We start from the raw sequence: 21799 nt of genomic DNA, 5'->3' as shown, positions 1-21799 counted from the left end.
ACGACGACGGGAGGGCGACGGCCCCGCGCACGGATTCCATGCGGCTGGAGGCCGAGAGGCACCGATCCCTACGCCGGTCCGAACCGGGTCAGGTTCCAAGGGTCGCGGCCTGCGCCGCCTCTCAGCCCGGGATGGGCTCCCCTCGGTGTCCAGGGGCGGTATGTGACGCGTCGGGGGCGTGCGCAAGGGCGGGCTGTGCGGGCGCGGTCGCCCCGCCAGACCCGAGAGCGCGGCAGGATGGGGCGGCTGGCATGGGGGTGAGCGGCAGCGGCGCCGGCGATCGAGGGGCTCCGCCTTGATGGTTCGGGGGCGTCCGACGCGCTGGAGGCGGGCGGAAACGGCGGTAGGGGCGGCGCCGCGCGCCCCTCGTGTGCCGGCGATCCGCGCCGGTGCCGGGCGTCAGGACCGCGGCCGTGCGGGGATGCCCAGGACGGTCGTGCCGGGGGCGACGTCCCGCGTGACGACGGCGCCGGCGGCTACGCGGCACCAGGCGCCGAGGGTCAACCGGGGGAGGATCCGCGCGCCGAGGCCGATGTCGGCACCATCCTCCACCCGCACGTCGCCGCCGAGCGCGGCCGAGGGGGCGAGCGTGGCGAAGTCGGCGAGATCCGTGTCGTGGGCGAGGGTCACGCCGGGGTTCAGCAGGACGTGGCGACCCAGGCGGATATCGGCCGTAGCCGTGGCCAGGGGGAGGATGATCGTGCCCTCAGCGATCGTGACGCTGTCGCCGGTCCAGGCGCGGGGGTGCACCAGGGTCGCGAAGCGGGGACCGGCGGCCGCTTCGATGCGGGCGGCGGCAGCGGCGCGGGCACGGGGGTCGCCGATGGCGACGACGATCCGCAGCCCGGGATCGGCGCGGAGTAGCACGGCGGGGTCGCGGTGGACCGGCAGGCCCGCGACGGTGGCCGGCACGTCGGGCGCATCATCCGTGAAGGCGAGGGGTCGGTACGGGGCGCCGGACACGGCGAGGTCCCGCAGCAGCGCCGCGACCTCCCGCCCCAGGCCGCCGGCGCCGTGGATGAGGACGGGGGTCACGGGCCCTTCACGGAAAGGCGACGGCGGCGTCCCAGCCGACCTCGCGCGCCTGGGCGTGGGCGCCCTCGATCCATTCGGTGACGAGGGGGTGGGAGAGGACGGCGTCGGCATAGGCCTGCGCGTCGGGCGCGAGTTCGACCGCATAGGTGCGGAACCGGCTGGCCATCGGGGCGTACATCGCGTCGGCGGCGTTGAAGGCGGCACCAAACAGGAAGGGGCCGCCGGCGCCCCAGCGCGCGCGGGTGTGGCGCCAGGCGTCCTGGACACGGGCGATCTCGGCAGGGACGCCAGGCCGGTTCACCAGTTTGACGTTGGAGGGAAGGCCGTTCGCGACGGGCCAGCGCTTGACGAGGTTCATGGGTAGCGCGGCCCGGAGGGCGGCGAAGGAGGAATGCATTTCGGCGGCCGCCATGCGCGCGGCGGCGCGGGCCTGGCGGTCGGCCGGCCAGATGTCGGAACCCGGCGCGAGTTCCCAGAGGTATTCGGCGATCGCCAGCGTGTCGGTGACGAGGAAGCCGTCATGGTCGAGGACGGGGATGAGGCCGGTGGGGGAGACTTGAGCCAAGCGCGCCTTGCTGTCGGGGCGGGAGAGCCAAAGGGTATCGCACTCGAAGGCCAGGCCGGAGAGGCGGGCGATGAGCCAGCCGCGCATGGTCCAGGTGGAGGACCACTTGGCGCCGATGATCAGGCGCATGGTCATGGGCTGCCGACGCCGGGCTGATGTTCCACGCACGACTCCGGCTGCGGCGGGCGATGGTGGCGCCGCGCGGGGCGGCGCGTCCAGGGCTTGCCGGGCGCGGCCGGCCACCGCAGCCTCACGCGCGAACGGCGCGGGGTGCGGTCATGGCGGATGGTGACGCGGGTGTCGCGACGGAGCCGGCGGTGGCCTTCCTGCGCGGCCTGATCGCCGCGCAGCGTGAGGGCGAGGACGCGATCCAGGCCCGCGTCGCCGCGGGGTTCGAGGCGGCGGGATGCGCGGTGGAGCGGCTGCAGTACCGGCCCGCGGAGGTGCCGCTGCGCGACGAGTTCGCGAGCGAGGCCGCGATGGATGGGGAGGAGCGGGTCGCGGTGATCGCGACGCTGAAGGGCACGGGCGGCGGTCGGTCGGTCATCCTCTTCGCGCATCCTGACGGGGAGCCCTTCCGGCGTGAACACGGCTGGCGGCACGACCCCTTCGCGGGGGAGATCGAGGGCGGCCGGCTGCACGGCTGGGGCGTCGCGGACGACCTGGCCGGCGTCGCGGCGATGGTCGAGGGCATTCGGCGAGCGGCCGCGGCCGGCCCGATGCGGGGCGACGTGATCCTGGCGAGCACGCCGAGCAAGCGCCACGCCCGCGGCGTGCATGCAGCGATGCACCACGGCTTCCGGGCCGATGCGGCAGTGTACCTGCATCCCGCCGAGTCGGGCGTGGGCATGCGCGAGGTGAAGGCGCTGGCCTCCGGGCAGTTGATCTTCCGCGTGACCGTGCGCGGGCGATTGCCGGACACGCAGGAGCCGGGGCACGCGGCCTTCGCGCATAGGGCGGTCAACCCGATCGAGCCGATGACGGCGGTGCTCGCTGCGCTACGGGCGCTCGACGCCGCGCGCGGGGAGCGGGTGCACCACCCCGCGCTGGACGCGGCGATCGGGCGGTCCACGAACCTGCTGGTCTCCCGAATCGAGGCACTGGAGCGGGCGGGGCGGGTACCGGCGGCGTGCAGCATCGTCTGCGCGCTGTCCTTCCCGCCGGGGGAACGGCTGAAAGAGGTGCGGGCGGAGGTGGAAGGAGCAGTTCGTGCGGCCGACCATCCGTGGCTGCGGGAGGATCCGCCGGCTATCGAGTTCCTGTCCGGCGTGACGGGCGCGGAAGTGCGGGAGGACCAACCCTTGTGGCAGGTGACGGCAGCGGCGGTTCGCGCCGTGACGGGGGAGCCGCCGCACGTCAACCCGCTGCACACGTCGTCGGATATCCGCAACCCAATGGTACAGCACGGGATCCCCTGCGTCGGGCTGGGACCGCTCTGCGGCGACCTGACGCAGAACGCGGGGCGCGACGAGTGGGTGGACGCGGCGGACTACGTCCGGTCCGTCGAGGTGGTGGCGCGGCTGATCCGGGACTGGTGCGGTTGACGATGGGGCCCGGCCGCGGCTGTCTGCGGCCATGACACCTGCCGATGCCATGGACGGCGCCTGGGACTTCTGGGTGGACCGGGGCGGCACCTTCACCGACGTGATCGGGCGGGCGCCGGACGGGACGCTGCATGCGCGGAAGGTGCTGTCGGAGAACCCGGGCGCCTATCGTGACGCGGCGGTGCACGGGATCCGGCTGCACCTGGGCCTGGCGGCCGGTACGCCGGTCCCCGCGGGTGCGGTTCGGGAGGTGCGGATGGGCACCACCGTCGCGACGAACGCGCTTCTGGAGCGCAAGGCGAACGCACCGCGCTGCTGGCGACGCGCGGGTTCCGCGACGCGCTGGCGATCGGGTATCAGGCCCGGCGCGACATCTTCGCGCGCCGCGTTGTGAAGCCGGAATTGCTGTATGCGCGCGTGGAGGAGTTGAACGAGCGCGTGCTGGCGGACGGCACGGTGGAAGCCGCGCTGGACGAGGGCGAGGTGCGGGCCGTGCTGGAGGCCTTGCGGGAGGACGGGTTTCGCTCGCTGGCCATCGTCTTCATGCATGCCTGGAAGTTCCCGGCGCATGAGGCGCGTGTCGCGGCGATGGCGCGCGACACGGGATTCCCGCAGGTCAGCGCGTCCCACGAGGTCGGGCCGCTGATCAAGCTGGTGGGGCGCGGGGACACGACGGTCGTGGACGCCTACCTCTCGCCGGTGCTGCGGCGCTACGTGGCGCAGGTCGAGGAGGAGCTGGACGTCGCGCGGACCGGGGCGCGGGTGATGTTCATGACATCTGCCGGCGGGTTGACGGCGGCGTCGCTGTTCCAGGGGCGGGATGCGATCCTTTCGGGGCCGGCGGGCGGCGTCGTGGCGCTCGCGCGGACGGGGGCCGAGGCCGGATTCGATCGCGTCATCGGCTTCGACATGGGCGGGACCTCGACGGACGTCGCGCATTACGCCGGTGCCTTCGAGCGGGCGCTGGAGACGGAAGTGGCGGGCGTGCGGATGCGCGCGCCGATGATGCTGGTGCACACGGTGGCGGCGGGGGCGGTTCCATCGTGTCGTTCCGCGACGGGCGGCTGCGCGTGGGGCCGGAGAGCGCGGGCGCCAATCCGGGGCCGGCGGCCTACTGGCGCGGCGGGCCGCTGACGGTCACGGACTGCAACGTCATGGTCGGGAAGCTGGTGCCCGAGTTGTTCCCGGCCATCTTCGGGCCGGGCCAGGACCGGCCGCTGGACGCCGCGGCCGTGCGCGAGGGCTTCGAGCGCCTCGCGGCGGAGATCGGCGACGGCCGTGCGCCGGAAGCGGTCGCGGATGGTGCGCTGCGCATCGCCGTCGCGAGCATGGCGGAGGCGATCAAGACGATCTCCGTGCAGCGCGGCTACGACGTGACGCGCTACGTGCTCAACGCGTTCGGGGGGGCCTCGGGGCAGCACGCCTGCCTCGTCGCAGATGCGCTGGCGATGACGCGGGTGCTTATCCATCCGTTCTCGGGGCTGCTGTCGGCCTATGGGATGGGGCTGGCCGATATACGGGCGGTGCGGCAACGGACGCTGGACCGGGCGCTGTCGGACGAGGCACTTGGAGGAGCGGCGGAAACGCTGGCGTCGCTGGCGGAGGAGGCGCGGCAGGAGGTGCTGGCGCAGGGCGTACCAGCCGCGGGGCTGGTGACGCGGGTGGTGCTGCAACTGCGCTACGCCGGGACCGACGTGCCGCTGGACGTGCCGGCTCTCGACCTGCGCGGGCCGGTGGACGTGGCCGCGGCGGCGCGGGGCCTGGACGCGGCGGGGCTGCGGGCTGTGTTCGAGGAGGTGCACCTCTCGCGGTTCGGCTTCACCGATCCGGCGCGGGAGGTGGTGATCGAGGCGGCGCTGGCGGAGGTCGCAGGTGGCGGGGTCGAAGCGGGGGCGGGCGCGGCGGCCGCGACCGACGCGGCGGAGCCGGTGGCGTCCGCACGAACGCGCTTCTTCTCCGGGGGCGCCTGGCACGACGCGGGCGTTTACCGGCGGGAGGCCTTGCATCCTGGCGCGACGATCCGTGGCCCGGCGCTGCTGATCGAGGCGAACCAGACGGTGGTGCTGGAACGGGGATGGGCGGCGACGCTGACCGGGCGCGACCATCTGGTGATGGAGCGGGTCGAGGCCCTGCCGCGCGGTGTCGCTCTGGGGACGCAGGCCGATCCGGTGATGCTGGAGATCTTCAACAACCTCTTCCGCTCCATCGCGGAGCAGATGGGGGTGGCGCTGCAGAACACGGCGTCGTCGGTGAACATCAAGGAACGGCTGGACTTCTCGTGCGCCGTCTTCGACGCGGACGGGGGGCTGGTCTCCAACGCGCCGCATATCCCGGTGCACCTGGGATCCATGGACGGCAGCGTGGAGAGCGTCATCCGCGCCAACCCGAATCCCCGCCCCGGCGACGTCTGGGCGCTGAACGCGCCGTACAATGGAGGGACGCACCTCCCGGACATCACGGTCTGCACGCCGGTGTTCCTCGGCGGGCGCGTCGCGTTCTGGGTGGCGTCGCGCGGGCATCATGCCGACGTCGGCGGGACGGCGCCGGGCTCCATGTCGCCAGATGCCACCACCATCGAGCAGGAGGGGGTCTACATCGACAACCTCCACCTCGTGGAGGAAGGGCGTTTCCGCGAGGACCGGGCGATGGCGCTGCTGACAGGCGCGGCCTACCCCGCGCGGAACCCGGCGCAGAACATCGCGGACCTGAAGGCGCAGGTGGCGGCGAATGCGCGGGGTGCCGCGGAGCTGCTGCGGGCCGTCGAGTCCTTCGGGCCGGAGGTCGTCGCCGCCTACATGCGCCACGTTCAGGACAACGCCGCGGAGAGCGTGCGGCGCGTGCTGGACCGCCTGCCGCCGGAAGCATCCTTCGAGTACCGCATGGATAGCGGGCGCGTGGTACGGGTGCGCGTCACGGTGGACCACGCGTCGCGGGAGGCGGTGGTGGACTTCACCGGCACCTCCCCGCAGCAGCCCGACAACTTCAACGCGCCGAAGCCCGTGACGCGCGCTGCGGTGCTCTATGCGTTCCGCGTACTGGTGGATTCGGACATCCCGATGAATGCCGGTTGCCTGCGGCCCATCCGGATCGTGGTGCCGGATCGGTCCATGCTCTCGCCCGAGCGGCCGGCGGCGGTGGTGGCGGGGAACGTCGAGGTGTCGCAGGCCGTGACGTCCGCGCTGCTGGCCGCGATGGGCTCGCTGGCGCCCGCGCAGTCCACGATGAACAACCTGACCTTCGGCAACGCGACCTATCAGTACTACGAGACGATCTGTTCCGGTGCGTCCGCCGGCGACGGCTTCGACGGGGCGCCGGGCGTGCAGACGCACATGACCAATTCGCGCCTGACCGACCCGGAGATCCTCGAGACGCGCTTTCCCGTGGTGCTGGAGGAGTTCTCGATCCGGCCGGGTTCGGGCGGACGCGGGCGGTGGCGGGCCGGCGATGGGACACGACGGACGATTCGGTTCCGGGAGGCGATGGACGTCGCGATCCTCGCGGGCCACCGGGAGGTGCCGCCGCCCGGCATCCTCGGCGGGGAGCCGGGGGAGTTGGGGCAGAACCTGATCCGCCGCCTGGACGGGAAGGAGGAGCGGCTGCCGGGCTGCGCGCGGACCTCGCTGGCCGCGGGGGAGGCGGTGACGATCGTCACGCCGACGGGGGGCGGATACGGGGCCGCGTGACGGGGCCGCGCGACGGGGCCGGCGATGCCGGCCTTGGCGCGGTAAGTTGATATCAACACGATGCCTCACACCGGAGGACGTCGCATGACTATCGAGATCGCCGCGCTGAGTTGGGTCCCGCCCTTCGCCAGAGGCCATGTGCGGGACCTTCGCGTCCGCTGGGCGCTGGAGGAGGCAGGCCTGTCCTACCGGACCGTCCTCCGCGACCCCCGGCAGCCCGCCAGCGAGGAATACCGCCGCTGGCAGCCATTCGGTCAGGTGCCGGCCTATCGGGACGGGGAGGTTGAGCTCTTTGAGTCCGGCGCGATCATCCTGCACCTCGCGGCGGAGTCGGAAGCGCTTGCGCCGCCCGGGCGCGCCGGCCTCAGCCGCGTCGCGTCCTGGACGATCGCGGCGCTGAACACGCTGGAGCCCATCGTGCTCGAGTTCGCCGCGATCAACGTCTTTCACGCCGGGGAGGCCTGGACGGTGGAGCGGCGGCCGCAGGTCGAGGCGGCGCTGCACCGGCGGCTCGCGCAGGTCGAGCAGGCTCTCGGGGACCGCGACTACCTCGAAGGACGTTTCACCGGCGCCGACATCGTCATGGTGACTCTCCTGCGGCAACTCGAGCGGCCGGGGTTGCTCGCGGTGCACCCGGCGCTGGACGCCTACCGGCGGCGCGGGGAAGCACGGCCGGCCTTCGCCCGCGCCCTCGCTGCGCAGCTCGGGGATTTCGAGCGGGAGGCGGCCTGACCGGCCGCCGGCGGAAAGTCCTTCGGAACCTAAGGACATGGCGGCCTGAGGCTGCTAACACCCTGCCCCGGACGGCAAGGGGAGGGCGCCATGGTCGCATTCCAGAACCGGGTCGAGGACATCCTCGCGGCCCCCACGCGGCGCGGGCTCCCGCGCAAGGTCGAGATCGCGCCGGCCGATCGGTCGAGCGACCCGGGCGCCTTCGTTCGCGGCATGGACAATTTCTGCCGCGTCATGGCGATCCGGCCCGGCGACCACGTGGTGATGCTGACGGATCCGCTGCTGGATCCCCGGGTGGTTCAGGCGGTTCAGGGCCTGGCGCGCGGGCGCGGGGCGACCTTCGCGTCCTTCATGGGCGAATCGACGCGCTACGTGACGGTGCCGGACGAAGCGAAGCCGATCCTGGAACGCGCGACCTTCGTCGTCTCCACCTGGTTCGCCTCGGTGCTCGACCCGTATTGCATCGGGCTGCGGCGCAAGCAGGGGCAGCGCTGGGTGAAGATCACGTTCTTCCGCGACCTCGACCTGCTGCACACGCCGCAGGCCGGGTTCCCGGTGGATCTGCTGGGCGAGATCATCCGCGCGACGGGGCGGCTCTTCCCGGAAGGCGGCGATTTCACGCTGCGCGTGACCGACCCGCGGGGCACCGATTTCCGCGTGCCCTTCAGCGAGTCGATGCTGAAGAAGATGCGGGGACACAACCGCTGGCGCGGCCACAACGTGGCGGACGAGGACGGGTGCTACGTCCACTACCTCCCCACGCACGGGCCCAACCTGTTCGAGCCGAACATGGTCGGGCTGCGCCCCGACGAGAAGATCGGAATCCACGGCACGATCTGGCCGCAATGGGCGGTGGGGTTCGACAAGCCCTTCGACCGGCCGCTCGGCGTCGAGTTCCGGGACGACGTGGTCGTCGCGGTGCATGGCGATTCCTGGGAAGCCGACGTGATGCGCGACTACCTCATCGGCGGGACGCTGGAGGAGGTGGGCTGCGGGCACAACCCGAAGGCGCCGCGCTTCGACATCTACCCGGCCGGGCCGAACTCCCCGGGTGCGCTGCATTTCGGGATCAACGCGCTGAAGCCCTCAGAATACCTCCGGCGCGTCATGCCGAACTGGGAGGAACCGCATATCCACATGGACCTCGTCAGCTACGACTCCACGGTGATGGCGGGGAACCGGACGATGGTGGAGGACGGGTTCCTCGTCGCGCTGCGCGACCCGGCGGTGCGGGCGATGGCCGAACGCTACGGCGACCCGGTGGAGCTGCTGGAAGGCTATCCGGTCTGACGCGGCGTCAGCCCCGGTAGCGGGCGAGGACACGGCGGCCATCCTCGCCGGCGCGGGTTTCCCATTCGGCGATGACCGGGGCGGCGGCGCGGGCCAGCGCGTTGCGGATGGCCGGCGTGCCCGCAATCGTCACGCCGTTGGCGCGCATCCGCGTCTCGTTCTCCGTGCCGCGGCTCTCGATGGCGCGGAACTGCCGTGCTTCCGTCTCGCGCCCGGCCTGCAACACGGCCTCGCGGGTGCTGGCGGGCAGGGCGTCCAGCGACGCCGTTCGGCAGAAGGCGAGGCTCAGGGGCGAGGCGTAGTCGATCGCCGTGAAGTGCGGCAGCACCTCCCAGAGCCGCGCGCCGGCGCCGCCGTCCCCGGAGGAAAGGACCGCGTCAAGCTCGCCGGCGCGGAGGCGCGGCATGGCGTCGGCGAAGGAGATCTGGCTCGGCGCGGCACCCGCCGCGCGCATCACGGCCGTGCTCGCGGCGTCGTAGGTGCGGATGCGCAGGCCACCCAGCGCGGCGGCGTCGGCAAGGGCGTTGCGCGACCAGATGCCGGAGGCCGGCCAGGGCGTGGCGTAGAGCAGCGCCAGGCCGCGGGCACCGAGGGTCGCGGCATAGGCGTCGCGCGCGACCGCGAGCAGGCGCGTCGTGTCCTCGGTGGAGGCCGTAAGGAAGGGGAGCGCGGAGAGCTGGAAGATCGGCGCCTCTCCGCCGAGGGCGCCGGTGAAGGCGTCGGCGGCCTCGGGGCTGCCTTCGGCGACCGCACGGAGCATCCCGGCGGAGCGCAGGCCACCCGGCGCGTCGTAGGCGGGGCGGACCGTGAGGGCGCCGGACGCGAGGCGGGTGGCGGCTTCGGCGAAATGCGTAATGCCTTCGCCGGGCATGGCGGTGGCCGGGTATTCCGTCGCGATCGTCCAACTCGCCTCCGCGGCCTGGGATCGGCCCGCGGCTGCGGCAGACAGGGCGAGGCTGAGGGCGAGGCGGCGGGTGGGCATGGGCGCAGCATCCGGCGGCATCCGCCCCGCCGCAATGACGTCCGGCGCCGGGCCACGGGACGTTGACCGGCATCCGGCCAGCGTGACGGTGACGGTGGGGTGGCGTCGCGGACGGGCTTCCCGGCCGCGGGCAGCCCTGCCAGGATACTGTGGCACCTAAGCATCGGGGCCGGGCCAACCGGACCCAGGGGACAGGAAGCGGATGAAGTCTGCGATCCGGCGCCGGGCGGCGCTTGGCGCCTTGCTGGCGGGGTCCACCGTGCGGGCGGCCGTTGCGCAGACCGGGGCCCGGGCCACGGCGCGACTGATCGTCCCCTATGCGCCGGGCGGGACGAACGACCTGACCGCGCGGCTGATCGCCCCCAGGGCAGGCGAACGGCTTGGACAGAACTGGGTGGTGGAGAACCGCTCCGGCGCCTCCGGCGCGATCGGGGCGGAGTTCGTGGCGCGGTCGGCGCCGGACGGGCTGACGGTGCTCTATTCGAACGAGGTGCACCTGATGCTGTCGTACGTGCAGCGCAGCGTGCCGTGGGACGCGCGGACGGATTTCACGCCGATCGTGCGCACCGTCGCGATCCCCTACGTCATGATCGGGCCGGCCTCGGCGCCGACACGGGATCTTGCGGCGCTGCTGGACGCGATGCGGCGGAACGCATCCGCCTATTCCTTCGCCGGCTCCACGCTGGGTTCCATCGGGCAGTTGGGCGCGGCGGCGCTGGGGCTGAAGCTGGGGATCGAGGCGCAGGTGATCGCGTATCGGGGCACGGGGCCCGCGCTGAACGACGTGGTCGCGGGCAACGTGCCGCTGTTCATCGCGCCGCTCGGGCCGGCGCTGCCACTGATCCGCGAGGGGCGGGTGCGCTGCTACGCGACGACCGCCGCGGCGCGGGTGTCTCAGTTGCCGGAGGTACCGACCCTGGTGGAGGCGGGCTTCCCCGACATCGTCTTCGAGGGCTGGTGCGGAGCCTGGGGGCCGAAGGGCCTGCCGGGCGACGTCGTGGCGCGGCTGCGGGAGGCGATCATCACGGGCATCAACGACCCCGAGGCGCTGGCGCGGATGCGCGACCTCGGGCTGATCGCGCTGAACGAGGGCACCGCGGACTTCGTCCGCATCATCGAGGCGGAGGCGGCGCGGAACGCGGCCCTCGTCGCCGCGGCGGGGATCAGGCCGGAATGAGCATGCAACGTCGCACCGTCCTCGGCGCCGCGCTGGCGCTTCCTGCGCTGGCGTGTCCCGCGGTGACGCGGGCGCAGGGGAATTTTCCGGACCGGCCGCTGCGCGTGATCGTCCCCTTCGGCGCGGGCGGGCCGACGGATGTGGTGGGGCGCCTGCTGACCGACCCCGTCCAGGCGGCCATCGGGCAGCCTATGGTGATCGAGAACCGTGCGGGTGCCGGCGGGAACATCGGCACGCGGGAGGTCGCGCGCGCGGCGCCGGACGGGCACACGCTGGTGCTGAACGCGGCGTCGCCGCTGGTGATCAACCAGTGGCTCTACCGCGACATGGGCTACGACCCGCTGACGGCTTTCGCGCCGGTGTCCATGCTCACGACGGGACCGCTGCTGGTCATCGCGAACCCGCGAGCGCCGTTCTCGACGATGGGGGAGCTGGTCGAGTACGCCAAGCGCAACCCCGGCGTGGTGAACTACGCGACGGCGGGGAACGGGACGGTGCCGCACCTCGCGACGGAGATGTTCCTGCGCGCGGCGGGGATCGAACTGACCAACGTGACCTACCGAGCAACGCCACAGGCGACGCAGTCCGTGCTGAGCGGGGAGACCGCCTTGTTCTTCGACAGCCCGGCTTCCATCACCCATGTCCGGTCCGGCGCGGTGAAGGCGCTGGCAGTGACGACGCCGCGGCGCTTCGCGCCCTTTCCGGAGGTTCCGACGGTGAAGGAATCCGGCGGCCCCGAGATCGCGGTGGAGGCCTGGTACGGGCTGCTGGCGCCGGCGGGGACGCCCGCCGATCGCGTCGCGCGGCTGCATGACGCGTTCGCGACGGCGATCAAGCGGCCGGAGGTCGCGCAGCGGCTCGCGGCACTGGGCTTCGAGCCCGTGGGGAACCGGCCCGAGGAGTTCGCGGTGACGATCCGTGCGGAGGCCGCGCGATGGGGCGACGTGATCCGCGCGGCGAACGTGCGGATCGAGTAGCGCCGTGCTTGCCGGCGTGCGTGTCCTCGACCTCGGCACCATGATCACGGGGCCGTTGGCGGCGCTGCTGCTGGCGGATCTCGGCGCGGAGGTCATCAAGGTCGAGCCGCCGGAGGGCGATCCCTTCCGGTCCTTCGCGCCGGATGGCTACGGGCCGCATTTCGTGGCCTACAACCGGGGCAAGCGAAGCGTGGCGCTGGACCTGCGCGCGGCGGAAGGGCAGGCCGCGCTGGCGGCGCTGCTGCGGACGGCCGACGTGCTCGTGGAGAACTACCGGCCCGGGACCCTGGCGCGGCTGGGATTTCCGGACGACCGGCTATCGCGGGAGTTCCCCGCCTGGTCCGCCTGCGGATCACGGGCTTCGGCAGCGACGGGCCGCTGGCGGACCGGCCGGCCTATGACGGGGTGGCGATGGCCTGGTCGGGCGTCGCGTCGCTGTTCCTGGACCCCGGGCAGCCACGGGCCTCGGGGCCGACGGTCGCGGACAACGTCACGGGGTACACCGGGGCGCTGGCCGTGCTCGGCGCGCTGGTGGAGCGCGGGCGAACCGGGCGCGGGCGGCTGGTCGAGGTCAACATGCTCGAGGCGACGGCAGCCTTCGCGCCGGATGCCTTCGCGACGGCGGCGATGACCGGGCGGTCGCCGGGGCCGCTGTCACGCGTGGCATCGTCGCAGACGCATACGCTGCGCTGCGCGGATGGGGCGCTGCTCACCATCCATCTCTCGGCGCCGGAGAAGTTCTGGCGGGCGCTGTGCCGCGTGGTGGGGGAGCCGGATCTTTCGGCCGATGCGCGCTTCGCGGACCGGCCCTCCCGCACGCGGAACTACGTGGCCCTGGGCGAGGCCTTGGCGGGACGCTTCGCGACGCGGCTGCGCGAGGACTGGATGGAGGCGCTGCGCGAAGCCGATGTGCCGCACGCCCCGGTGCTGGACCTTCGCGCGGCGATGGAGAGCCTGCAGATGCTGCATCTGGGGCTGCTGGCGACGCGGACTCATCCGGAGAAGGGAGCGGTCACCGGGATGTCGGCGCCCTGGCGCCTGGACGGGTCGCGGCCCGATCCCGGAGCGCCGGCGCCCGTGCTGGGCGAGCACACGGCCGAGGTGCTGGCCGGGATCGGGATGCGGGCATGACGCGGCTGCGATCGGCCATGGGGCTTTCCACGCCGGACCGCGTCGTCGTGCGCGGGCAGGACCTGGTGCGGGACGTGATGGGGCGGCTGGACCTCGGCGCCTTCGCATTCCTGGAAATCTGGGGGCGGGAGCCGACCCCGGGCGAGGCGGTGGTGTTCAACGCCTGCCTCGCGACGCTCGTCGAGCACGGGATGACGCCGCAGGCGATGGCGGCGCGGCTGACCTACCTGGGGGCGCCGGAAAGCATCCAGGGCGCGGTCGCGGCGGGGCTGCTCGGCCTGGGAAGCCGCTTCGGCGGCGGGGCCGAGGCCGCGGCGCGCATGCTGCAGGATGCGGTGCGGGAGGGGGCCGATGCGGCCGGGATCGTCGGCCGGTTCCGCGCGGCCCGGCAGCCGATCCCCGGGCTGGGGCACCCGATCCACAAGCCGGAAGACCCGCGCACGCCGCGCCTCTTCGCCATCGCGCGGGAACACGGACTGGACGGGACGCATGCGGGGCTGATGCGGGAGGTTGCGGCGGAGGCCGCGAAGGAGCGACCGCTGCCGCTGAACGCGACCGGCGCGTTGGGCGCCGTCCTCAGTGATCTCGGCCTTGACTGGCGGCTGTGCCGTGGGATCGCGGTGATCGGGCGCGCCGTGGGGCTGGTAGGGCACATCGCGGAGGAGTTGCGCGACCCCATCGCGCGGACGCTGTGGGAGCGGACGGAGGCGGAGGTATCGGAGCAGGACGCCGGCTAGCACCGGCCGGGGGAGCGAAGCATGGCCGTGAAGCGGATCGTGGCGAACATCGCCGCGGCGGAGACGGGCGCCGCCCGCGCCTTCTACGGCGACGTCCTCGGCCTCGATCTCGTTATGGATCTTGGCTGGATCGTCACCTTCGCGGCGGCGTCGGAGAGTGCGGTGCCGCAGGTCAGCATCGCAGCGGAGGGTGGGTCCGGCACCGCCGTCCCCGACCTGTCGGTCGAGGTGGACGACTTCGATGACGTGTTGCGGCGCGCGGAGGAGGCGGGTTTCCTGCCCGAATACGGGCCGGTCCGCGAACCCTGGGGCGTCCGCCGCTTCTACCTGCGCGATCCCTTCGGACGCCTTGTCAACATCCTCACCCACGACTGACGCCGGCAGCGCGTCAGATCTTGTGCGCCTCCAGCGTCGCGGGATGGAACAGTTCCTCGGGCGTCAGGAGGCGTTTCGACAGGCCCTGCGCGTGGTGGTGGCGCAGGAACCAGTCGAAGACGTGGCGGTTCGGGGCGAAGCCGTAGGACCAGAAGTCTTCGCCCATCAGGGCTTTCGCGGCGCGCAGGCGTTCCTCGACGAAGGGCAGCGTGACCTTCGTGGCGGAGGTGTCGGCGAGGCGCGAGAGGGCGATAGCCTTCGACCCGTTGAAGGCCTTCATGACGGCGGCGGGGAGCCAGGGATGTGCTTCGGCCAGAGTGCGGCGGATAGCCAGGACGTGCATGATCGGGAAGATACGGGTGCGGCCGAACCATTCCGTCGCGGCAGCCGTGGGGTCCTCGAAGAGCCAGCGCAGGCGGGGATGACCTTGGTCGAAGGGTGACGGGGCGCGGGGGCCCATGACGGCATCCAGGTCGCCGTCGGCGATCATCTGCGAGATGGTTGCACCTTCCGGCGCGTTCTCGATCTGGACGTCCGGCAAGTCGAGGGCGATCTTCTCGACGCGGCCCGGGCTCTCGTAGCCACCGCGGACCCAGGTCACGTCCTCCGGCAGCACGCCGTGATCCTCGGCGAGGATGGCGCGCGCATAGACGTTCGCGGTCAACTGGTATTCGGGAATGCCGATCCGCTTGCCCTTCAGGTCGGCGGGCGTGCGGATGCCGCGGTCGTCGCGGATGACGATGCAGGTGTGGCGGAAGGCGCGGGAGGGAAAGACGGGAACGGCGATGTAGTCCGGGTTCCCCGCTGCGAGCTTCACGGCATAGGAGGAGAGCGAGAGTTCGCAGATGTCGAACTCCGCGTGGCGGGTGGCACGGAAGAAGATTTCCTCCGGCACGAGCAGCGAGACGTGTGCGTCGACGGCGTCGATGCGGACCTCGCCGGTCGCGATGGGGCGCGTGCGATCGTAGTCGCCGACCGCGACCGAGAGTTGCAGGCGCTTCATTCGGCGGCGGTCGCTAGGCCGAGGACCTCCGCCTCGCGTGGCTTCACGCCAAGGGTACGCCAGTCCGTGGTCTTGGGGACGACACCTTCGAAGGAGGCGATTTCCGCGAGGGGGACGCGTGGTTCGACCTGCCCCAGCGGCGGGGCGCCGTTCTCGAAGGCGTCCAACGCATCGAGCATCAGGCGGCGCCACTGGACGATGGCGATGTCGGAGGCGCCGAGGCGTTCGGTCGTGCGGTCGGCGATGGGGCCCATGGTTTCCCACATCGCCATGTCCTGCGCGGGGATGCCCTTGATGCCCGTGAAGTTGCCGAGGCGCATGAGGTTCCGGTCCTGCTCGAACCGGTTGTCCTGCGTGCGGCGCTTGTGCCAGCGCTCGTCCACGTCCACGCCGGGGGTCAGTGCGAGGAACCGGCGCCAGGCTTCGGTGGAGGGCACGTCGGGGCCATCGCCGAAGGCCATGAAGTAGAACCAGGAATGGGTGTCGTCGATCGGCACCGTGATCTGCGCGACGCCGTGGGAGGCGTTGGGCGGGATGAGGCAGAGGAGCGGCGAGACGAAGGTCGTCACGCGGATGTAGTCGTGCGTGTTCGCGTTCGCGATGGGGCGCCGGATCGCGGCGTAGCGGAAGCCGTAGTTGGTGAGCTGCACCTGCAGGCGCGGCGCCTTGTCGGTGGAAGGGCGCGTCCAGGTCTGCGCGCCGCCGCCCGCGCGGCCGACGCGGGCGGGGACCATGTCGGAGGAATGCAGGTGCGAGGAATGGGCGGAGTCGATCTGCCCTTCCAGGATCTGCGCCCAGTTGCAGGGGACCATGCACTTGCCGATCGCGACCTTGTGGCCGGGCGTGGGGGCGAAGGGCGGGGGCTCGAAGGCGGGCATCGTCTCGCGGTCGCCGAGCCAGGCCCAGACGAAGCCACCGGCTTCCTCGACCGGGTAGGACTTCTGGCGGAACTTGAGGGCGGCGCAGGCGGCGGGGGGTTCGGTCGGCATTTCCAGGACTTCGCCGTCATGGGCGAACTTCCAGCCGTGATAGAGGCAGCGGAGGCCGCCTTCCTCGTTGCGGCCGTAGGAGAGCGAGGCCTTGCGGTGGGCGCACCGGTCATCGAGGAGGCCGAGGCGACCTTCGGAATCCCGGAAGAGGACCAGGTTCTCGCCGAGGATGCGGACGGGGAGGGGGGCGCCGTCGGGTTCGGCGACCTCCTCGCTCATCGCGACGGGGAGCCAGGAGCGGCGCATGTAGCGGCCCATGGGCGCGTCGCCCTCGACGCGGCAGAGGCGCGTGTTCTGGTCGTGGATCAGCATGGCGGGCCCCGCGGCAAAGGCTGGACGATACTTAGGTGCCTAAGTATATGCCCGGCCCGTCTCCATCAAGTCCGGAGCGCAAGGGAGACCGCCGTGGCCGACGACCTGACCCTGACGCGCCGCCTGCGGATCGCGGAAAGCCGCATGGTGGCCGAAGGCATCCGCGAGTTCACGCTGGTGAACCCGGACGGGGCGGCGCTGCCGGCGTTCAAGGCGGGGGCGCACCTGCCGTTGAAGGTACCGAACGGGATGCTGCGCCGGTATTCGCTGTCGAACGATCCGGCGGAGGCGGACCGCTACGTCATCGCGGCGAAGCGGGAGGAAGGGGGCGCGGGCGGGTCGCGCTCGCTCGTGGACGAGGCGCGGGACGGGGATGTGCTGGAGGCCGGCGATCCACAGAACGACTTCGCGCTGACGGGAAAGACGGTGCCGCACCTGTTCGTCGCAGGGGGGATCGGGGTGACGCCGCTGCTGTCCATGGCGCGGCACCTGATGAGCAGCGGCGGGCCGGCGTTCCAGATGGTGTACCTGACGCGTACACCGGCGATGACGGCGTATCGGGCAGAGCTGCGGGCGCCAGCGTTCCGCGGGAAGGTCACGATCCACCACGACGAGGGCGATCCGGAGCGGGCCTTCGACCTGTGGCCGCTGCTGGAGCAGCCAAAGGGGCGGCAACTGTATTGCTGCGGGCCGCGGGGGCTGATGGAATCGGTGCGCGACATGACGGGGCACTGGCCGACCAGCGCCGTGCATTTCGAGGATTTCGGGGGTGCGGCGGCGGCACGGCGGGCGGATGACGCGCCGTTCACGCTGCGCCTGGCACGGAGCGGGCGGGTGGTGGACGTCCCGCGCGACCGGTCCGCGCTGGCGGCGCTGCGGGAGGCGGGGGTGGCCGTGCCGTTCTCCTGCGAGGGCGGGACCTGCGGGTCGTGCCGGACCGGGCTTCTGGGCGGCGAGGTGGACCACCGGGACTTCGTGCTGACGGAGAAGGAGCGGTCGCGGTACTGGATGCCCTGCGTGTCGAGAGCCGCGACCGCGGGCGGCGACGTGACGATCGAACTGTGACCGCCGATCCCGCGCGGCGCGGCGCCGCGTTCCCGCGCCGGGCGTCGGAAGGGGCGCCGTGACGCGCCGCCTCGGCATCGGCGTCTGCGGGCTGTCGCGCGGCTTCGTGCTGACGGCGGCGGCGCTGGCGCATCATCCGCGGTCGCGGCTGCTGGCAGCCTGCGACCCGCGGGCGGAGGCCAGGGCGCGCTTCGAGGCGGATTTCGGCGGCCGCGCCTACGCCACGCTGGACGGGATGCTGGGCGATCCGGCGGTGGAGGTCGTCTATGTCGCGACGCCGCACGGGCTGCATGCGGCGAACGCGGTCGCGGCCTGCGCGGCGGGGCGGCACGTGCTGGTCGAGAAGCCGATGGCGGTCACACTGGATGAGTGCGCGGCCATGCGCGACGCGGCGGCGCGGGCCGGCGTGGTGATGATGGTTGGGCCGTCCCATGCGTATGACGGGCCGTACCGGCACATGCGCGCGCTGATCGAGGCGGGCGAGGTCGGCGCGCCGCGGATGCTGTGGATGCTGAACGGCACGGACTTCCTGAACCGGCCGCGGACCCCGGCGGAGCTGGACACGTCGCGGGGCGGGGGCGTGCTGTTCAGCCAGGCAGCGCATCAGGTGGACGTGGCGCGGCTGCTGATGCGGGCTGAGGTCGCCGATCTGCGCTGCGCGGCCTTCGGGCTGGACCCGGCGCGGCCGACGGAAGGGGCCTACACGGCGCATCTGCGCTTCGCGGGGGTGGCGCGGCGAGCCTGACCTATAACGGGCACGGGCGCTTCGACACGGATGCCTGGATGAGCTGGGTGGGGGAGACGGGCGGCGACCGGCCGCCGGAAGCGCGGGTGCCGCGGCGTGTGCCGGCCGACGAAGCCGCGGCGAAGGCGGCGCGGGCCTATGGCAGCGGGCCTGGCGGGGCGCCGCCGGACGCGCCCCCGGCGCATCACGAGCATTTCGGACCGGTGGTGCTGTCCTGCGAGCGGGCGGACCTGCGTCCCGATGCGAGCGGGGTCTGGGTCCATGATGCCGACGGGGCGCGGTTCCTGCCGACGCCGCGGCCGATCCTCCCGCGCGCCGCCGTCGTGGACGACTTGGCGGCGGCGATCCTGGACGGCGTTCCGCCATGGCATGACGCGGCCTGGGGGATGGAAACGATGCGGGTGTGCCTCGCGATGCTGGAGGATGCCCGCGGCGCCCTGCCACAGCGGCGCGCCTGACATCCGCGTGGGCGGCCGGCCCGCATCGCGTGACAGGCCGCGCCTGCAACGATAGGAGGGACGCATGACGACCATTCGTGTCGAGAGCGTGCGGGACGTGGCGACGGGGCTGTTCTCGCTCGCGATCCACCTTCCCGCCGAGGACGGAGCCCTTCGTGACGACGGCGCCCCGCTACGCGACGGCGGAGGCTGGGGCGAACGACGTGGCCGCGGCGATCGCGGCCTTCGCGAACCGGCCCCGCCCGTGACGACACATGCCCGAGACGCCTGACCTACCCTTCGACCGGTCGGTCGGGTTCCAGGTCCGGGCACTGAACCGGGCGGTGCAGCGCGCCTTGGGGGCGGCCATCGCGCCCCACGGGGCGGCGGTGGGGACTTGGTACTTCCTTCGCGTCCTATGGGAACGCGACGGGTTGACGCAACGAGAACTGGCGGATGCGGTCGGGATGATGGAGCCGACGGCGGCCGCCGCGCTGCGCGACATGGAGCAGGCGGGGTGGATTACGCGGACGCGCGATTCCGGGGACCGGCGGAAGCAGATCGTCGTGCTGACGGACGCGGGGCGGGCGCTGCGGCGGGAGCTGCTGGTACATGCGCATGCGGTGAATGACCGGGCCACCGCGGGGTTTTCGGACGAGGATCGGGAGACCCTTCTCTCGCTGCTAACGCGCGCCCGGGCGAATCTCGACCGGGTGTGATCGCCCGGTCCGGGGCAGCCGGGGCTAGCACACGGGACGCGCCGCGTGGCACTCCCCGCGGCAGGACACCGAGGGAGAGCAGCGCATGGACGGCATGGCGCCGGGGTCGCGCGGCGGGGAGATCGCGGCGCGCGTCGAGGCCTTCGTGCGGGAGGTCGTTATTCCCTACGAGGGCGACCCGCGCCGCGGTGCGCACGGGCCGTCGGACGAGTTGGTGCATGAGCTGCGCCGGAAGGCGCGTGACGCGGGCGTACTGACGCCGCATATCCTGCCGGACAGGACGCACCTGACGCATCTGGAAACGGCAGCCGTGTTGAAGAAGTCGGGGCTGTCGCCGCTCGGTCCCGTCGCGGTGAACACTATGGCACCGGACGAGGGAAACATGTTCCTGCTTGGCCGGATCGGGACCTCGGTGCAGAAGGCGCGGTTCCTCGCGCCGCTCGTCGCGGGGGGGCGGTCCGCGTTCTTCATGACGGAGCCGGCGGCTGATGGGGGCGCGGGGTCCGATCCGTCCATGCTGCGGACGATGGCGGTGCGGACGAATGCGGGCTGGGCGATCAACGGGCGCAAGGCGTTCATCACCGGGGCGCAGGGCGCGTCGGTGGGGATCGTGATGGCGCGGTCGTCGCCGATGGACGCGAAGGTGGCCGCGACGATGTTCCTCGTGGACCTACCGAACCCGGCGATCCGGATCGAGCGGGTGCTGGATACGATCGACAGTTCCATGCCCGGCGGGCACGCGGTCGTCACGATCGAGGACCTGCGGGTGACGGACGACCAGGTGCTCGGCGCGGTGGATGAGGGGTTCCGCTACGCGCAGATCCGGCTGGCGCCGGCGCGGCTGACGCATTGCATGCGCTGGCACGGCGCAGCGACGCGGGCGCAGGAGGTCGCGACGGAATATGCCGTGCGGCGGGAGGCGTTCGGGAAGTTGCTGATCGACCACGAGGGAGTCGGCTTCATGCTCGCGGAGAACGAGATCGAGCTGCAGCAGGCGTCGCTGATGATCGACTGGTGCGCTTCCGTCCTCGATACCGGATCCATCGGGACGCGCGAGAGTTCGATGGCGAAGGTCGCGGTGTCCGAGGCGCTGTACCGCGTCGCCGACCGGTGCGTGCAGGTGATGGGCGGGACCGGCGTGACGGGCGACACGATCGTCGAGCAGGTGTTCCGGGAGGTTCGGGCGTTCCGGATCTATGACGGGCCGACGGAAGTGCACAAATGGTCGCTCGCGAAAGGCATCAAGCGCGCGGCGCTGGGACGTGGCGCGGCGTGAGCGGGGTGGACGACGCGCGGCTCGCCGCGTGGCTCGAGCAGCATGTGCCGGGTTTCTCGGGACCGGTGCGGATGGAGCGGTTCGGCAGCGGGCAGTCCAACCCGACCTATCGTCTCCTCACGCCGGCGCGGTCCTACGTGCTGCGCCGCAAGCCGCCGGGGCCGCTGCTGAAGGGTGCGCATGCGGTGGAGCGGGAGGCGCGCGTCATGGCGGCGCTGGGAAGCGCGGGCTTCCCGGTGCCGCATGTCCACGCGCTGTGCGAGGACGAGACGGTCACCGGCAGCGCCTTCTTCGTGATGGACATGGTGGAGGGGCGGATCTTCTGGGATGCGAGTCTGCCGGAGGTCGGGCGGGAGGAGCGCGGGCCGATGCTCGACGCGGTCAATGCGACGCTCGCGGCGCTGCACGGGGTGGATGTCGCGGCGGTCGGGCTGTCGGATTACGGGCGCGCGGAAGGCTACGTCGCGCGGCAGGTCGCGCGGTGGTCGAAGCAGTACCGGGAGGATGAGGCAGCCGGGCGGAACGACGACATGGACCGGCTGGCGGAATGGCTGCCCGGGCGGGTTCCGGTGGGGGATGAGGTGTCGGTGGTCCATGGCGACTACCGGCTGGACAACGTGATCTTCCATCCGACGGAGCCGCGTGTCGTCGCGGTGCTCGACTGGGAGTTGTCCACGCTGGGGCATCCGCTCGCGGACTTCGCCTATCACGCGATGATGTTCCGGATGCCGCGACATATCCTTGGCGGGATCAAGGGCGTGGACCTGGCGGCGCGGGGGCTGCCGGATGAGGACGCCTATGTCGCGGCCTATTGCCGGCGGACGGGGCGGGCCGGGATCCCGGACCTCGACTTCTACGTGGCGTTCAACATGTTCCGCTTCGCCGCGATCCTGCATGGCATCCGGGGGCGCGCGGTGCGGGGGACGGCCGCCAATCCGGACGCGATGACGCTGGCCGCGCATGTCGAGGAGGTCGCGCGGCTGGGGTGGGAGCAGGCGCGGCGGGCCGGGGCGTAGCGCGAGGCT

General features: G+C 72.3%; 20 protein-coding genes, 2 pseudogenes and 1 riboswitch. Of the genes and pseudogenes, 17 read left to right on the top strand and 5 right to left on the bottom strand.

Annotation, left to right across the window (positions count from 1 at the left end):
* Positions 1 to 47 precede the first annotated feature (47 nt).
* A riboswitch (TPP riboswitch) is annotated at positions 48 to 153 on the bottom strand.
* A gap of 246 nt (positions 154 to 399) precedes the next feature.
* Together ACE7GA_RS03620 and ACE7GA_RS03615 are read right to left on the bottom strand one after the other, a co-directional pair.
* A complete protein-coding gene (locus tag ACE7GA_RS03620) occupies positions 400 to 1035 on the bottom strand; it encodes an acetyltransferase (protein ID WP_376095750.1) in 636 nt (211 codons plus the stop codon).
* A 7-nt stretch (positions 1036 to 1042) separates the two neighbouring features.
* Positions 1043 to 1729: a glutathione S-transferase gene (locus ACE7GA_RS03615; protein ID WP_376095748.1), complete on the bottom strand. Its 687-nt coding sequence runs from the start codon at positions 1727 to 1729 to the stop codon at positions 1043 to 1045.
* Between the two features lie 149 nt (positions 1730 to 1878).
* Between ACE7GA_RS03615 and ACE7GA_RS03610 the strand changes: the two genes are divergently transcribed.
* The 5 genes and pseudogenes from ACE7GA_RS03610 to ACE7GA_RS03590 all read left to right on the top strand — a co-directional run bounded on the left by ACE7GA_RS03610 (position 1879) and on the right by ACE7GA_RS03590 (position 8849).
* Entirely contained in the window at positions 1879 to 3144 is a 1266-nt protein-coding gene (locus ACE7GA_RS03610; RefSeq protein ID WP_376095745.1) for a M20 family metallopeptidase, read from the top strand.
* Positions 3145 to 3175: 31 nt separating this feature from the next.
* Positions 3176 to 5184, top strand: a pseudogene (locus tag ACE7GA_RS03605) (hydantoinase/oxoprolinase N-terminal domain-containing protein).
* Positions 5185 to 5255: 71 nt separating this feature from the next.
* Positions 5256 to 6827, top strand: a complete 1572-nt coding sequence (locus tag ACE7GA_RS03600; protein WP_376100079.1) for a hydantoinase B/oxoprolinase family protein — start codon at positions 5256 to 5258, stop codon at positions 6825 to 6827.
* Between the two features lie 84 nt (positions 6828 to 6911).
* Positions 6912 to 7559: a glutathione S-transferase family protein gene (locus tag ACE7GA_RS03595; protein WP_376095742.1), complete on the top strand. Its 648-nt coding sequence runs from the start codon at positions 6912 to 6914 to the stop codon at positions 7557 to 7559.
* A 90-nt stretch (positions 7560 to 7649) separates the two neighbouring features.
* The gene (locus ACE7GA_RS03590) at positions 7650 to 8849 is read left to right on the top strand and encodes a hypothetical protein (protein WP_376095739.1); all 1200 of its coding nucleotides are present in this window, start codon (positions 7650 to 7652) and stop codon (positions 8847 to 8849) included.
* 7 nt (positions 8850 to 8856) lie between these two features.
* Here the strand turns inward: ACE7GA_RS03590 and dctP are convergent, their stop codons facing one another.
* Positions 8857 to 9831 (bottom strand): TRAP transporter substrate-binding protein DctP, encoded by a 975-nt coding sequence (dctP, locus tag ACE7GA_RS03585; RefSeq protein ID WP_376095736.1) that lies wholly within the window; start codon positions 9829 to 9831, stop codon positions 8857 to 8859.
* Positions 9832 to 10033: 202 nt separating this feature from the next.
* Here dctP and ACE7GA_RS03580 point away from each other — a divergent pair, with 202 nt between their 5' ends.
* The 5 genes and pseudogenes from ACE7GA_RS03580 (at position 10034) to ACE7GA_RS03560 (ending at position 14228) form a co-directional block, all read left to right on the top strand.
* Entirely contained in the window at positions 10034 to 11008 is a 975-nt protein-coding gene (locus ACE7GA_RS03580) for a Bug family tripartite tricarboxylate transporter substrate binding protein (RefSeq protein ID WP_376095733.1), read from the top strand.
* The gene (locus ACE7GA_RS03575) at positions 11005 to 11985 is read left to right on the top strand and encodes a Bug family tripartite tricarboxylate transporter substrate binding protein (RefSeq protein ID WP_376095730.1); all 981 of its coding nucleotides are present in this window, start codon (positions 11005 to 11007) and stop codon (positions 11983 to 11985) included. The genes ACE7GA_RS03580 and ACE7GA_RS03575 overlap by 4 nt, the downstream gene beginning before the upstream one ends.
* A 40-nt stretch (positions 11986 to 12025) precedes the next feature.
* Positions 12026 to 13116, top strand: a pseudogene (locus ACE7GA_RS03570) (CaiB/BaiF CoA transferase family protein).
* The gene (locus tag ACE7GA_RS03565; protein WP_376095727.1) at positions 13113 to 13853 is read left to right on the top strand and encodes a citryl-CoA lyase; all 741 of its coding nucleotides are present in this window, start codon (positions 13113 to 13115) and stop codon (positions 13851 to 13853) included. The pseudogene ACE7GA_RS03570 and the gene ACE7GA_RS03565 overlap by 4 nt, the downstream one beginning before the upstream one ends.
* Positions 13854 to 13874: 21 nt before the next feature.
* The gene (locus ACE7GA_RS03560) at positions 13875 to 14228 is read left to right on the top strand and encodes a VOC family protein (RefSeq protein ID WP_376095724.1); all 354 of its coding nucleotides are present in this window, start codon (positions 13875 to 13877) and stop codon (positions 14226 to 14228) included.
* Between the two features lie 13 nt (positions 14229 to 14241).
* Here ACE7GA_RS03560 and ACE7GA_RS03555 read toward each other — a convergent pair whose 3' ends face one another.
* Both ACE7GA_RS03555 and ACE7GA_RS03550 read right to left on the bottom strand, forming a co-directional pair.
* Positions 14242 to 15231 carry an ABC transporter substrate-binding protein gene (locus ACE7GA_RS03555; protein WP_376095721.1) on the bottom strand — a complete coding sequence of 330 codons (990 nt, stop codon included), beginning with the start codon at positions 15229 to 15231 and terminating at the stop codon, positions 14242 to 14244.
* Positions 15228 to 16532 carry a Rieske 2Fe-2S domain-containing protein gene (locus tag ACE7GA_RS03550; protein ID WP_376095718.1) on the bottom strand — a complete coding sequence of 435 codons (1305 nt, stop codon included), beginning with the start codon at positions 16530 to 16532 and terminating at the stop codon, positions 15228 to 15230. Before ACE7GA_RS03550 ends, ACE7GA_RS03555 begins: the two co-directional genes overlap by 4 nt.
* A gap of 93 nt (positions 16533 to 16625) precedes the next feature.
* Between ACE7GA_RS03550 and ACE7GA_RS03545 the strand changes: the two genes are divergently transcribed.
* The 7 genes from ACE7GA_RS03545 to ACE7GA_RS03515 all read left to right on the top strand — a co-directional run bounded on the left by ACE7GA_RS03545 (position 16626) and on the right by ACE7GA_RS03515 (position 21790).
* On the top strand, positions 16626 to 17597 hold the full coding sequence (locus ACE7GA_RS03545) for a PDR/VanB family oxidoreductase (RefSeq protein ID WP_376095715.1): 972 nt from the start codon (positions 16626 to 16628) through the stop codon (positions 17595 to 17597).
* Between the two features lie 58 nt (positions 17598 to 17655).
* Positions 17656 to 18342, top strand: a complete 687-nt coding sequence (locus tag ACE7GA_RS03540) for a Gfo/Idh/MocA family protein (protein ID WP_376095712.1) — start codon at positions 17656 to 17658, stop codon at positions 18340 to 18342.
* A 38-nt stretch (positions 18343 to 18380) separates the two neighbouring features.
* Positions 18381 to 18800 carry a hypothetical protein gene (locus ACE7GA_RS03535; RefSeq protein ID WP_376095709.1) on the top strand — a complete coding sequence of 140 codons (420 nt, stop codon included), beginning with the start codon at positions 18381 to 18383 and terminating at the stop codon, positions 18798 to 18800.
* A 64-nt stretch (positions 18801 to 18864) separates the two neighbouring features.
* Positions 18865 to 19071, top strand: coding sequence for a hypothetical protein (locus tag ACE7GA_RS03530; protein WP_376095706.1), 207 nt, complete (start codon positions 18865 to 18867; stop codon positions 19069 to 19071).
* Positions 19055 to 19498 carry a MarR family winged helix-turn-helix transcriptional regulator gene (locus tag ACE7GA_RS03525; protein ID WP_376095703.1) on the top strand — a complete coding sequence of 148 codons (444 nt, stop codon included), beginning with the start codon at positions 19055 to 19057 and terminating at the stop codon, positions 19496 to 19498. Before ACE7GA_RS03530 ends, ACE7GA_RS03525 begins: the two co-directional genes overlap by 17 nt.
* 85 nt (positions 19499 to 19583) lie before the next feature.
* Positions 19584 to 20774, top strand: coding sequence for an acyl-CoA dehydrogenase family protein (locus ACE7GA_RS03520; protein WP_376095700.1), 1191 nt, complete (start codon positions 19584 to 19586; stop codon positions 20772 to 20774).
* On the top strand, positions 20771 to 21790 hold the full coding sequence (locus ACE7GA_RS03515; RefSeq protein WP_376095697.1) for a phosphotransferase family protein: 1020 nt from the start codon (positions 20771 to 20773) through the stop codon (positions 21788 to 21790). The genes ACE7GA_RS03520 and ACE7GA_RS03515 overlap by 4 nt, the downstream gene beginning before the upstream one ends.
* Positions 21791 to 21799 lie beyond the last annotated feature (9 nt).

This window comes from Roseomonas sp. CCTCC AB2023176, from assembly GCF_042259275.1.
Taxonomy (GTDB): domain Bacteria; phylum Pseudomonadota; class Alphaproteobacteria; order Acetobacterales; family Acetobacteraceae; genus Roseomonas.
This window is presented reverse-complemented; position numbering and strand designations above follow the sequence as displayed.

What these genes read in the sequence shown, in the direction of transcription:
- ACE7GA_RS03615 (WP_376095748.1), bottom strand. Translation starts at nt 1,729, where the DNA reads ATGCGCCTGATCATCGGCGCCAAGTGGTCCTCCACCTGGACCATGCGC.
- ACE7GA_RS03610 (WP_376095745.1), top strand. Translation starts at nt 1,879, where the DNA reads ATGGCGGATGGTGACGCGGGTGTCGCGACGGAGCCGGCGGTGGCCTTC.
- ACE7GA_RS03600 (WP_376100079.1), top strand. Translation starts at nt 5,256, where the DNA reads ATGGAGCGGGTCGAGGCCCTGCCGCGCGGTGTCGCTCTGGGGACGCAG.
- ACE7GA_RS03595 (WP_376095742.1), top strand. Translation starts at nt 6,912, where the DNA reads ATGACTATCGAGATCGCCGCGCTGAGTTGGGTCCCGCCCTTCGCCAGA.
- ACE7GA_RS03590 (WP_376095739.1), top strand. Translation starts at nt 7,650, where the DNA reads ATGGTCGCATTCCAGAACCGGGTCGAGGACATCCTCGCGGCCCCCACG.
- dctP (WP_376095736.1), bottom strand. Translation starts at nt 9,831, where the DNA reads ATGCCCACCCGCCGCCTCGCCCTCAGCCTCGCCCTGTCTGCCGCAGCC.
- ACE7GA_RS03580 (WP_376095733.1), top strand. Translation starts at nt 10,034, where the DNA reads ATGAAGTCTGCGATCCGGCGCCGGGCGGCGCTTGGCGCCTTGCTGGCG.
- ACE7GA_RS03575 (WP_376095730.1), top strand. Translation starts at nt 11,005, where the DNA reads ATGAGCATGCAACGTCGCACCGTCCTCGGCGCCGCGCTGGCGCTTCCT.
- ACE7GA_RS03565 (WP_376095727.1), top strand. Translation starts at nt 13,113, where the DNA reads ATGACGCGGCTGCGATCGGCCATGGGGCTTTCCACGCCGGACCGCGTC.
- ACE7GA_RS03560 (WP_376095724.1), top strand. Translation starts at nt 13,875, where the DNA reads ATGGCCGTGAAGCGGATCGTGGCGAACATCGCCGCGGCGGAGACGGGC.
- ACE7GA_RS03555 (WP_376095721.1), bottom strand. Translation starts at nt 15,231, where the DNA reads ATGAAGCGCCTGCAACTCTCGGTCGCGGTCGGCGACTACGATCGCACG.
- ACE7GA_RS03550 (WP_376095718.1), bottom strand. Translation starts at nt 16,532, where the DNA reads ATGCTGATCCACGACCAGAACACGCGCCTCTGCCGCGTCGAGGGCGAC.
- ACE7GA_RS03535 (WP_376095709.1), top strand. Translation starts at nt 18,381, where the DNA reads ATGAGCTGGGTGGGGGAGACGGGCGGCGACCGGCCGCCGGAAGCGCGG.
- ACE7GA_RS03530 (WP_376095706.1), top strand. Translation starts at nt 18,865, where the DNA reads ATGACGACCATTCGTGTCGAGAGCGTGCGGGACGTGGCGACGGGGCTG.
- ACE7GA_RS03525 (WP_376095703.1), top strand. Translation starts at nt 19,055, where the DNA reads ATGCCCGAGACGCCTGACCTACCCTTCGACCGGTCGGTCGGGTTCCAG.
- ACE7GA_RS03520 (WP_376095700.1), top strand. Translation starts at nt 19,584, where the DNA reads ATGGACGGCATGGCGCCGGGGTCGCGCGGCGGGGAGATCGCGGCGCGC.